Source organism: Klebsiella sp. PK01, assembly GCF_057624675.1.
In genome coordinates, this window is sequence record NZ_JBYEZM010000001.1 from 658,470 (window position 1) to 669,994 (window position 11,525).

An 11,525-nucleotide genomic window follows, 5' to 3' on the forward strand; every position below is an offset into this window, starting at 1 on the left:
TAAGGCGGTAATCATGGCTAGCTACGACCTCGTTGCGCGCTTAAATGACACCTTTCGTGAGCTTGAGCGCGAATTACAAACCTTCAAAGCGTCGCTGAGCCGCTGCCGTCTGCTGGCGGCGCGGGTTTTCGAATTGCCGGCGGTGAGCAAAGAGGCGGAGCACGCGCCGCTGGATACCATTCAGGTCACCCAGCACGTCGGCCAAAGCGCGCTGGAGATGGCGCTCAGGCACTACAGCCATCTGTTTATTCAGCAGCAATCGGAAAACCGCAGCAGCAAGGCGGCGGTACGCCTCCCCGGGGCGATTTGCCTGGCGGTTGATACGCAACAGCAGGCAGAGCTGCTGGAGAAAATCAGCGCCATTAACGCGCTGAAAGCGGCGTTTGAGAAAATAGTTACCGTCGATTCCGGTTTGCCGGCCGCCGCGCGTTTCGAATGGGTTCACCGCCACCTGCCCGGCCTGATTACCCTCAGCGCCTATCGTACGCTGACGCCGCTGTGCGACCCCAGCACCATCCGCTTCGGCTGGGCCAATAAGCATGTGATTAAAAATCTGACCCGCGATGAAGTATTAATGCAGTTAGAGAAGAGCCTGCAATCGCCGCGCGCGGTGCCGCCCTGGACCCGCGAACAGTGGCAAAGCAAGCTGGAACGGGAATTTCAGGATATCGCTGCCCTGCCGCAGCGGGCAAAATTGAAAATCAAACGCCCGGTCAAGGTACAGCCGATTGCCCGGGTGTGGTATGCCGGCGAGCAGAAGCAGGTGCAGTACGCCTGCCCCGGCCCGCTGATTGCGCTAATCTCCGGCACCCACGGGGTTAGCGTGCCGGATCTCGGCGAACTTTTGAATTACGATGCTGATAACGTGCAGTACCGCCACAAGCCGCAGGCACAGTCGTTACGATTACTGATCCCGCGTCTGCATTTATGGCTGGCTAGCGAGTAGCGAGGCTGCCAACCATATCCTGCGGACGCACCCAGCTATCGAATTCGGCTTCCGTCAGGTAACCAAGCGATAGCGCCGCGGCTTTCAGCGTCAACCCTTCATGGTGCGCTTTTTTGGCGATCTCCGCCGCTTTATCGTAGCCGATATGGGTATTGAGCGCGGTCACCAGCATCAGCGACTCATTAAGCAACTGGTTGATTCGCTCGCGGTTCGGCTCAATACCCACCGCGCAGTGCTCATTAAAGCTCTCCATGCCGTCTGCCAGCAGGCGTACCGACTGCAGGAAATTGTGGATGACCATTGGCCGATAGACGTTAAGCTCAAAGTTCCCTGACGCGCCGCCGATATTCACCGCCACGTCGTTACCCATCACCTGGCAGCACAGCATCGTCAACGCTTCGCACTGCGTCGGGTTGACCTTGCCGGGCATAATGGAGGATCCCGGTTCGTTCTCCGGAATGGCGATTTCACCTATGCCGCAGCGCGGCCCGGAGGCCAGCCAGCGCACATCGTTGGCGATTTTCATCAGCGAAGCCGCCAGCCCCTTCAGCGCGCCGTGGGCGTGAACCAGCGCATCCACGGTGGCCAGCGCTTCAAATTTGTTGGGCGCGGTGACGAATGGCAGACCGCTAAGCGACGCCAGTTCCGCCGCCACCCGCACCGCATATTCCGGGTGCGTATTCAAGCCGGTGCCAACCGCCGTACCGCCCAGCGCCAGCTCTGCGAGATGCGGTAGGCTGTGTTCAATATGGCGGAGATTATGTTCCAGCATCGCGACCCAACCGGAGATCTCCTGCCCTAACGTCAGCGGCGTAGCGTCCTGCAAGTGAGTGCGGCCAATTTTAACAATGTCACCGAAGGCCAGCGACTTTTCCTGTAGCGTGGCCCGCAGCGCCTGTAACTGCGGGAGCAGCTTCTCGCGCAACGCGATTAGCGCCGCGACGTGCATGGCTGTTGGAAAAACATCATTCGAGCTCTGGCTTTTATTGACGTCATCATTGGGATGAATTTTGCGCCCCATGCCGCGCTCGCCGCCAAGCAACTCGCTCGCACGGTTAGCCAGCACTTCGTTCATATTCATGTTGCTTTGGGTACCGGAGCCGGTTTGCCAGATAGCTAACGGGAACTCCTGCACATGCTTGCCGGCGAGGACTTCATCCGCGGCGGCGATGATGGCGCCCGCTTTATCCGCCGCCAGCAGCCCCAGGTCCTGGTTAACCTTCGCCGCCGCGCGTTTGGTCAGCGCCAGCGCGTAGATCAGTTCACCAGGCATTTTCTCCGTTGAGATACGGAAATGCTCAAGCGAGCGCTGGGTCTGCGCGCCCCAAAGTTTATCGGTCGGGAGGTCGATGGCGCCCATCGAGTCTTTTTCACTGCGATGCGTTGTCATTACTTTCTCCTTGGATTCAAAGTGCGTCATAGCGACAAAGCTCACCTGCTTAAAGGATTAAGTATTAACCAGATTTATTAGTTGTTTTGGTAGTTCGTGCCGCTAAGCGGCCCAAACAAAAACCGCCCCGAAGGGCGGTCTCGTTTACTTCACGCAGCGCGAGCACTGCGACGTCTGGATCTGCTGGAAGAAGTCGTTACCTTTATCATCAACGAGGATAAAGGCCGGGAAATCTTCCACTTCGATTTTCCAGATAGCTTCCATTCCCAGCTCCGGATAAGCCACGCACTCGAGGCTGCGGATACTCTGTTGCGCGAGAACCGCCGCCGGGCCGCCGATACTACCGAGATAGAAACCGCCGTGTTTATGGCAGGCATCGGTCACCTGCTGGCTGCGGTTACCCTTAGCCAGCATGATTTTACTCGCCCCGTGCGATTGCAGCAGATCGACATACGAGTCCATGCGGCCAGCGGTCGTCGGCCCCAGAGAACCGGAGGCGTAACCATCCGGCGTCTTCGCCGGGCCGGCGTAGTAGATCGGATGATCTTTGACATACTGCGGCAGCGCTTCGCCATTATCGATAAGCTCTTTAAGCTTGGCATGGGCAATATCGCGGGCCACGATGATCGTGCCGCTCAGCGACAGACGCGTCGACACCGGATACTGCGACAGCAGCGCCAGAATCTCGCTCATCGGCTGATTGAGGTTCACCTTCACGGCTTCGCCTTCGCCGGCCTGGCGCAGGTGCTCAGGGATGTATTTCCCTGGGTTGCTCTCCAGTTTCTCCAGCCAAATGCCGTCGCGGTTGATTTTAGCTTTGATGTTACGGTCAGCGGAACAGGAGACTCCCATCCCCACCGGACAGGAGGCGCCGTGACGCGGCAGGCGGACCACGCGGATATCGTGGGCGAAGTACTTGCCGCCGAACTGCGCGCCGAGGCCGAGGTTCTGCGCTTCCAGCAGCAGCTCTTGCTCCAGCTGCACATCGCGGAACGCCTGGCCATGTTCGTTACCTTCGGTCGGCAGACCATCGTAGTATTTGGTCGAGGCCAGTTTCACCGTCTTCAGCGTGGCTTCCGCTGAGGTGCCGCCGATAACAAAGGCGATATGGTAAGGCGGACAGGCTGCGGTACCGAGGGTGCGCATCTTCTCGACGAGGTAGTTTTTCAGCTTCGCCGGGGTGATTAACGCTTTCGTTTCCTGGTACAGATAGGTTTTGTTCGCGGAGCCGCCGCCCTTGGCGATACAGAGGAACTTATACTCATCGCCATCAGTTGCATAAAGATCGATCTGCGCCGGCAGGTTGGTACCGGTGTTGACCTCTTTATACATGTCCAGCGGCGCGTTCTGCGAGTAACGCAGATTGTCCTGGATATAGGTGTTGTACACGCCCTGCGCCAGCGCGGCTTCATCGCCGCCGCCGGTCCAAACGCGCTGTCCCTTTTTCCCCATGATGATCGCGGTACCGGTGTCCTGACAGGTCGGCAGAATGCCTTTGGCGGCGATATCGGAGTTACGCAGGAATTGCAGCGCGACGTATTTGTCGTTTTCGCTGGCTTCCGGGTCGTTGAGGATATCCGCGACCTGCTGCTGGTGTGCCGGGCGGAGCATAAAGGAGGCGTCGTGAAACGCGTGTTGGGCCAGTAAGGTTAGCGCCTGAGGTTCAACCTTCAGAACTTCCTGGCCGGCGAATTCGGCGACGGAGACGTAATCACTGCTGAGGAGATAATACTCGGTGTCATCCTTTTTAAGCGGAAAAGGATCCTGATAAACAAACGGTTTGTTCGACATTGTACTCTCACTTACTGCTTGGCTGATTATGTTTCAGGCAGACACTCCATTTGCCTGTAGAAAAGCGAGTCGATCAATCTTACACAATTTTTTAACAAAAACTGAGACAAGGACGACTTTTTCTTTCAGCAGTTGCTTCTCGACGATTTGTTGGTTTAATAGAGCCAACATTTTTATGTGGAAACAGGGATTGAGAATGCAGAAGCTCATTAACTCAGTGCAAAACTATGCATGGGGAAGTCACACCGCGTTAACCGACCTTTACGGTATCGCCAATCCGGACAACCTGCCGATGGCGGAACTGTGGATGGGCGCACACCCGAAAAGCAGCTCGCGGATCCTTAACGCCGACGGCCAGCCGCAGTCGCTGCGCGAGGTCATTGAAGCCGATAAAAATGCCCTCCTCGGCGCTAACGTCGCCGAGCATTTTGGCGAACTGCCGTTCTTGTTCAAAGTACTGTGCGCCGCCCAGCCGCTCTCCATCCAGGTTCACCCGAATAAACGCGCGTCGGAAATTGGCTTTGCCAAAGAGAACGCCGCGGGTATTCCTCTGGATGCCGCCGAGCGCAACTATAAAGATCCCAACCACAAGCCGGAGCTGGTCTTCGCCCTGACGCCGTTCCTCGCCATGAACGCGTTCCGCGAATTTAATGAAATTGTCGCGCTGCTGCAGCCGGTTGCCGAGGCACATCCGGCAATTGGCGAATTCATTCAACAGCCGGATGCCGCGCATTTAAGCCAGCTATTCGCCAGCCTGCTGAATATGAAAGGTGAAGAAAAAGCGCATGCGCTCAGCGTGCTGCAAAACGCCCTCGACCGCCAACAGGGCGAACCGTGGCAGACCATTCGTCTGATTGCTGAATTCTACCCGGATGACAGCGGCCTCTTCTCCCCGCTGCTGCTCAACGTGGTGAAACTGAACCCTGGCGAAGCGATGTTCCTGTTCGCCGAGACCCCGCACGCCTACCTGCAGGGCGTGGCGCTGGAAGTGATGGCCAACTCAGATAACGTGCTGCGCGCCGGTCTGACGCCGAAGTACATCGATATTCCGGAACTGGTGGCGAACGTGAAATTTGTCGCCAAACCTGCCGCTGAGCTGCTGACCCAGCCGGAACAACGCGGCAGCGAGCTGGATTTCCCAATCCCGGTCGACGATTTCGCATTTTCGTTGCACGATCTGACCAGCAATGAAGCCTCTCTGGCGCAAGAGAGCGCCGCGATTCTGTTCTGCGTGGAAGGCGAAGCAACGCTGCGTAAAGGCGAGCAGCGTCTGACCCTGCAGCCGGGTGAATCGGCGTTTATCGCCTGCAACGAATCGCCGGTACAGGTCAGCGGCCAGGGTCGTCTGGCGCGCGTGTTCAATAAGCTTAAGTAAGTTACTGAACTTTTAATCCGCAGTTGCTAGACTTCCCCCATCATGACAACACAACCAGGCGGCATGTTCCGCCTGGTTTCATTTATGGACAAATGCTATGAAAAAAACGTTGGTCGCCGCGGGAGTTATCGTCGCGCTCGGAGTCGTCTGGACAGGCGGAGCCTGGTTTACCGGTAAGCAACTGGAAAATCGTATTGCCGAAATGGTGCAGCAGGCTAACGCCCAACTGCAGAGCAACGCGCCGGAAGCGGGCGTAGAGCTGAGCTATCAGGACTACCAGCGCGGGTTATTCAGCAGCCATCTGCAATTGGTGGTAAAGCCGCAGGCCGGTAAAGAACACAGCCTGTTGGCCGCCGGTCAAAGCCTGGTGTTTGACGAAAAGGTCGATCATGGCCCCTTCCCGCTTGCCTCGTTAAAATCTTTTAACCTCGTGCCGGCAATGGCCTCCGTCAACACGACTCTCGTGAATAACGACGCCAGCAAAGCGCTGTTCGATATTGCTAAAGGGCAAGCGCCGTTCAACATCGACACCCGTATTGCCTATAGCGGCGATACCCAGTCGGCCATCTTCCTTAACCCGCTGGATTACGCTAAAGACAATGAAAAAGTTATCTTTAGCGGCGGCCAGTTCCAGCTCAATGCCGATCGCGATGGCAAAACTATCAGCCTGAGCGGCGAAGCGGCCAGCGGGCAAATCAACGCGGTCAACGAATACAACCAGAAAGTTCAGCTCAATTTCAGCAACCTGAAGGCTGACGGCGCCACCGAAATGACCGCTTTTGAGGAGCGTATCGGCAAGCAGAAGATCTCGCTTGATAAACTGGCTATCGGCGTTGAAGGTAAAGAGCTGGCGCTGCTGGAAGGCATGAATATCGACGGCCGCTCTACGCTCTCCGATGACGGCAAGCGTATCAATAGCCAGCTTGATTACAACCTTAACAGCCTGAAACTGCAAAACCAGGATATGGGCCGCGGCAAACTCACCGTTAAGCTGGATAATCTCGACGGACAGGCGTGGCATCAATTCAGCCAGCAGTATAACGCCCAGGCACAGGCGCTGATGGCGAAGCCAGAGTTGGCGCAGAATCCAGAGCTCTATCAGCAGGCGTTAAGCGAAATCTTCTTTAGCTCGCTGCCGATTCTGTTGAAAGGTAATCCGTCGCTGACGATTTCCCCGCTGAGCTGGCAAAACGCGAAAGGCGAAAGCACCCTGAATCTGTCGGTGCTGATGCAGGATCCGGCGCAAACGACCGCCGCGCCGCAGACCGTCGCCGATGAACTGGACCGCAGCATTAAATCGCTGGACGGCAAGTTGGTGATCCCGGTGGATATGGCCACCGCTCTGATGACGCAGATTGCCGGGCTGGAAGGCTATCAGCCGGAGGATGCGGCAAAACTTGCCGATCAGCAGGTTAAAGGGCTGGCGGCGATGGGCCAGATGTTCCGTCTGACCACGATGGAAGATAACGCGATTACCTCCAGCCTGCAGTACGCCGACGGCCAGGTCACGCTAAACGGGCAGAAAATGCCGCTGGCTGATTTCGCCGCCATGTTCGGCCTGACGCTCCCCACCGCCGAACCGCAGCAGTAAAAACGTACCGGGCTGCAATCAGGTTGCCCGGGCAAGGCGTAAGCCACAGCCCGGGAACCACCTTAATCGAAGGCGGCCCCTATTTTCTAATAACCAGCCGCGGCGGCATAATCTGATTACGCGCGCTGCCTTGCCCCTCCTCGAGGCGGCGTAAAATACACTCCGCCAGACTGTTCCCCATCTCACGCGCGGGGGTGGTCACCCAGGTCAAGGGAACATCATCGAGCGCCGCTTCCGGCACTTCGGCAAAGGCCGCCAGCGCGATGCGTTGCTCAAAATAACTTTCCACGCTGCCCTCGCCGCTCTGCCGCCCGGCGCGCAGAAGACCGAACCACGCCCCGGTGGCGATGACGCTGTTATAGCAAAGCACCGCGCTGATGGTCGGGTTTTGCCGCAGCAGCGCGATCATGGCTTCCGCCGCCTGCTGCTGACTGGAGCCACACTCGACAACCCATTCACTATGAAACGGCAGGCCGTACTTCAATAAGGTGGCGCAATAGCCGCCCACCCGTTCGGCGCGGGTCAGGGACGCGCTTTGTCCGCCAAGCCAGGCGATGCGCTGATGACCGCGGCGAATCAGATGTTCCGTTACCATTTGCGCCGCCTGCATGTTATCCGGGCGGATCAGGTCAATATCGTCCAGGTAGCTGGCGCGGGAGGCAAAAACCAGCGGCATCCCCACTTCGGCGGCACGATCGCGCAGTTCGCCGCCCTTGTCGATAGCGCCGGCGATAATCACCCCGTCCACCCCCTGCGAGACCAGCGTTTCAAAACGCTGGAGCATTTTCTCGCCGCGATGCCCGCCCTGGGTCAGAAATACCATTTTCCCCTGTGATTCCAGCGCATCGGTCAACCCGGCGGTTAGTTCGGCATAAAACGGTTTGGACAGATCGCTAACGATAAGGCCAATCACCCCGCTTTGCCCGCCGCGGAGCGACGCCGCCTGGCGATTACGCACAAAACCGAGTTGCTCAATGGCCTGATTGACGCGCTCGCCGGTGGCCGAAGAGATGCGCCCTTTACCGCTGAGCACCAGCGATACCGTACTAACCGAGACGCCAGCCGCCAGCGCCACATCATTGATGGTTGTCTTTTTTGCGATAGCCATAACGACTGGCTGACTCCCTTTGCCTTTCGATAAAACGTTTTATCAATATGTTATCTTTATAAACCTTATTATCGCTTGATTATGTGATTTTTATCGCACTAAAAAATGATAAAACGTTTTATCTTGCCGCTACGTTACATCCTATCGACCCTTTTCAGAACCAGGATTCGTGTATGACGGCGAAAACAGCACCAAAAATTACCTTATGGGAGTTTTTCCAGCAGTTAGGAAAAACCTTTATGTTGCCCGTGGCGTTGCTCTCGTTTTGCGGGATCATGCTGGGGATCGGCAGCTCGTTAAGCAGCCACGATGTGATTACGCTGCTGCCGTGGCTAAACGTGCCGCTGCTGCAGGCGATTTTTGTCTGGATGAGTAAAGTCGGCTCATTTGCTTTTAGCTTCCTGCCGGTCATGTTCTGTATCGCTATTCCGCTCGGCCTGGCGCGTGAAAACAAAGGCGTCGCCGCTTTCGCGGGCTTCGTCGGCTACGCGGTCATGAACCTCGCGGTTAACTTCTGGCTGACGGCGAAAGGCATTCTGCCGACGACCGACGCGGCGATCCTCAAGGCCAACAACATTCAGAATATTATCGGTATTCAGTCGATCGATACTGGGATCCTCGGCGCGGTGATCGCCGGTATTATCGTCTGGATACTGCACGAACGCTTCCACAACATCCGTCTGCCGGACGCGCTGGCCTTCTTTGGCGGCACGCGCTTTGTGCCGATCATTACCACCGTGGTGTTAGGCCTGGTCGGCCTGGTTATTCCACTGGTGTGGCCGGTGTTCGCGATGGGTATCAACGGACTAGGACATGTTATCAATAGCGCCGGCGATTTTGGCCCGATGATCTTCGGCACCGGAGAACGCCTGCTGCTGCCGTTCGGCCTGCATCATATTCTGGTGGCGCTGATCCGCTTTACCGAAGCGGGGGGCACCATGGACGTTTGCGGCCACAGCGTCAGCGGCGCGCTGACCATCTTCCAGGCGCAGTTGAGTTGTCCGACGACGCACGGCTTCTCTGAAAGCGCGACCCGCTTCCTGTCACAGGGTAAAATGCCAGCCTTCCTCGGCGGCCTGCCCGGCGCGGCGCTGGCGATGTACCACTGCGCCCGCCCAGAAAACCGTCATAAAATTAAAGGGCTGCTCATTTCTGGCGTCATTGCCTGCGTAGTCGGCGGTACCACTGAACCGTTGGAATTCCTGTTCCTGTTCGTCGCGCCGGTACTGTACGTCATCCACGCCCTGCTGACCGGCCTTGGTTTCACTATCATGGCGGTACTTGGCGTCACCATCGGCAACACCGACGGCAACATTATCGACTTCGTGGTCTTTGGCATCCTGCACGGGCTGTCGACCAAGTGGTATATGGTGCCGGTTGTCGCCGCCATCTGGTTCGCGGTGTACTACGGTATCTTCCGTTTCGCTATCACCCGCTTCAATCTGAAAACGCCGGGCCGCGATATCGAAACGGCGACTAACATCGAAAAAGCGGTTGCCGGAACGATTGGCAAATCAGGTTATAACGTGCCGGCGATTCTGGCCGCGCTCGGCGGTGCCGACAATATTGTCACGCTCGATAACTGCATTACCCGCCTGCGCCTGTCGGTGAACGACATGAGCAAAGTCGATACCGCCGCGCTGAAAGCCAACCGCGCAATCGGCGTGGTCCAGCTTAACGATCACAACCTGCAAGTGGTCATCGGCCCACAGGTTCAGTCGGTAAAAGATGAAATGGCCACCCTGATGAATACCGTTCAGGCCTAAACATACGCCCCCTTCCACGCGTAGGGGGCATTTTCGAAGGACGTTCAGATGTTTGATTTTGCCACGCCAGTCGATCGCCACGGTACCTGGTGCACCCAATGGGATTACGTTGCCGACCGTTTCGGCGCCGCCGACCTCCTGCCGTTCACTATCTCTGATATGGATTTCGCTACCGCCCCTTGTATTATCGACGCCGTCAGCCAGCGCCTGGCGCACGGCGTTTTTGGCTATAGCCGCTGGAAAAACGACGAATTTCTCGGGGCCGTCAGCCACTGGTTCGCCAGCCGTTTTCATAGCCCCATCGACCACGACGCCATCGTTTACGGCCCGTCGGTTATCTACATGGTGGCCGAAATGATTCGGCAATGGTCGAATCCGGGGGACGGCATCGTGGTCCATACTCCGGCTTACGACGCGTTTTACAAAACTATCGACGGCAACCAGCGCCGCATTGCCCCGGTGGCGCTCAAGCTTGATGAGGGTGAGTGGCGTTGCGATATGAACGAACTGGAAGCCGCGCTCGCCCATCCCGACAACCGCATTTTGCTGCTGTGCAGCCCGCACAATCCGACGGGCAAAGTCTGGAGCCGCGATGAACTGACCACCATGGCGCAGCTGTGCGCGAAGCATAACGTCCGGGTTATTAGCGATGAAATTCATATGGATATGACCTGGGGCGAACACCATCATACCCCCTGGTGCGCCGTTGCGCAGGGCCCCTGGGCGCTGTTCACGTCGGGCTCAAAAAGCTTCAATATCCCGGCATTTACCGGCGCCTATGGGCTCATCGCCGATACTGCTTCGCGCGATGGCTATCTGCAAGCGCTGAAAGGCCGCGATGGACTATCTTCTCCGTCGGTTCCGGCGCTGGTCGCGCATATCGCCGCCTATCGTCAGGGCGCGCCATGGCTGGATGCGCTACGCGATTATCTGCAGGAAAACATGCGCTATATCGCCGGGCAGCTGAATCAGGCCTTCCCGCAGCTAAACTGGCAGCCGCCACAGGCCACCTATCTGGCGTGGATCGATCTGCGTCCACTCGGTATCGACGATCGCGCGCTGCAAAAAGCGCTGATTGAAGAGCAAAAACTCGCGATCATGCCGGGTTATACCTATGGCGAAGAGGGTAACGGTTTCATCAGGCTAAATGCCGGATGCCCGCGGGTGAAGCTTGAGAAAGGGGTTCAAGGATTGATTGCCGCTCTGCGGTCATTGCGCCCTCAATTAAAATAATTTTGATATATCTCAAAAACTTTTTAACCACACAGGAGTATTAAAACAACGCGAAACAATCACGTCCGAATGACAATGCAGAGGAGGAAATGATGAAAACCTACGATCGTAACCGTAATGCTATTGATGCCGGCAGCCGGGTCATGGTGGCCGACAGCGGCGCGACGGGAGTGATTAAGGCTATTCATGGCGCCAATAAAAACAGCGAACAGCTGCGCCGCAGTGACTGCGTAGAATTAGACGGTAGCCATGAATTGTATTGCCCATTGAATCTTATTCGCCTGGGCTTTAATTAATTCCAGCGTTGTTGATTTAAGGCCGCCCT

9 protein-coding genes are annotated in these 11,525 nt (G+C 56.9%); 6 read left to right on the plus strand and 3 right to left on the minus strand.

Annotation, left to right across the window (positions count from 1 at the left end):
- The first annotated feature begins 13 nt into the window (after positions 1 to 13).
- Positions 14 to 946 (plus strand): DNA replication terminus site-binding protein, encoded by a 933-nt coding sequence (gene tus / locus AC22LX_RS03180; protein ID WP_015705252.1) that lies wholly within the window; start codon positions 14 to 16, stop codon positions 944 to 946.
- Here tus and fumC read toward each other — a convergent pair.
- The gene (gene fumC, locus AC22LX_RS03185) at positions 936 to 2,336 is read right to left on the minus strand and encodes a class II fumarate hydratase (RefSeq protein WP_487333747.1); all 1,401 of its coding nucleotides are present in this window, start codon (positions 2,334 to 2,336) and stop codon (positions 936 to 938) included. The two genes, tus and fumC, sit on opposite strands and share 11 nt — an antisense overlap.
- Positions 2,337 to 2,480: 144 nt before the next feature.
- Positions 2,481 to 4,127, minus strand: a complete 1,647-nt coding sequence (gene fumA / locus AC22LX_RS03190; RefSeq protein ID WP_032714392.1) for a class I fumarate hydratase FumA — start codon at positions 4,125 to 4,127, stop codon at positions 2,481 to 2,483.
- A gap of 196 nt (positions 4,128 to 4,323) precedes the next feature.
- Between fumA and manA the strand changes: the two genes are divergently transcribed.
- Together manA and AC22LX_RS03200 are read left to right on the plus strand one after the other, a co-directional pair.
- Positions 4,324 to 5,502 (plus strand): mannose-6-phosphate isomerase, encoded by a 1,179-nt coding sequence (gene manA / locus AC22LX_RS03195; RefSeq protein ID WP_487333748.1) that lies wholly within the window; start codon positions 4,324 to 4,326, stop codon positions 5,500 to 5,502.
- 97 nt (positions 5,503 to 5,599) lie between these two features.
- Positions 5,600 to 7,093, plus strand: a complete 1,494-nt coding sequence (locus AC22LX_RS03200) for a YdgA family protein (protein ID WP_045392417.1) — start codon at positions 5,600 to 5,602, stop codon at positions 7,091 to 7,093.
- A gap of 79 nt (positions 7,094 to 7,172) precedes the next feature.
- Here AC22LX_RS03200 and AC22LX_RS03205 read toward each other — a convergent pair whose 3' ends face one another.
- Positions 7,173 to 8,201 (minus strand): Mal regulon transcriptional regulator MalI, encoded by a 1,029-nt coding sequence (locus tag AC22LX_RS03205; RefSeq protein WP_015705245.1) that lies wholly within the window; start codon positions 8,199 to 8,201, stop codon positions 7,173 to 7,175.
- Between the two features lie 173 nt (positions 8,202 to 8,374).
- Here AC22LX_RS03205 and malX point away from each other — a divergent pair, with 173 nt between their 5' ends.
- The 3 genes from malX to ydfZ all read left to right on the plus strand — a co-directional run bounded on the left by malX (position 8,375) and on the right by ydfZ (position 11,496).
- Complete coding sequence (malX, locus tag AC22LX_RS03210) at positions 8,375 to 9,967, plus strand: maltose/glucose-specific PTS transporter subunit IIBC (RefSeq protein WP_047050057.1); 1,593 nt, start codon at positions 8,375 to 8,377, stop codon at positions 9,965 to 9,967.
- A gap of 48 nt (positions 9,968 to 10,015) precedes the next feature.
- A complete protein-coding gene (locus AC22LX_RS03215; RefSeq protein WP_063447904.1) occupies positions 10,016 to 11,200 on the plus strand; it encodes a MalY/PatB family protein in 1,185 nt (394 codons plus the stop codon).
- A gap of 92 nt (positions 11,201 to 11,292) precedes the next feature.
- The gene (gene ydfZ / locus AC22LX_RS03220; protein WP_015705242.1) at positions 11,293 to 11,496 is read left to right on the plus strand and encodes a putative selenium delivery protein YdfZ; all 204 of its coding nucleotides are present in this window, start codon (positions 11,293 to 11,295) and stop codon (positions 11,494 to 11,496) included.
- Positions 11,497 to 11,525 lie beyond the last annotated feature (29 nt).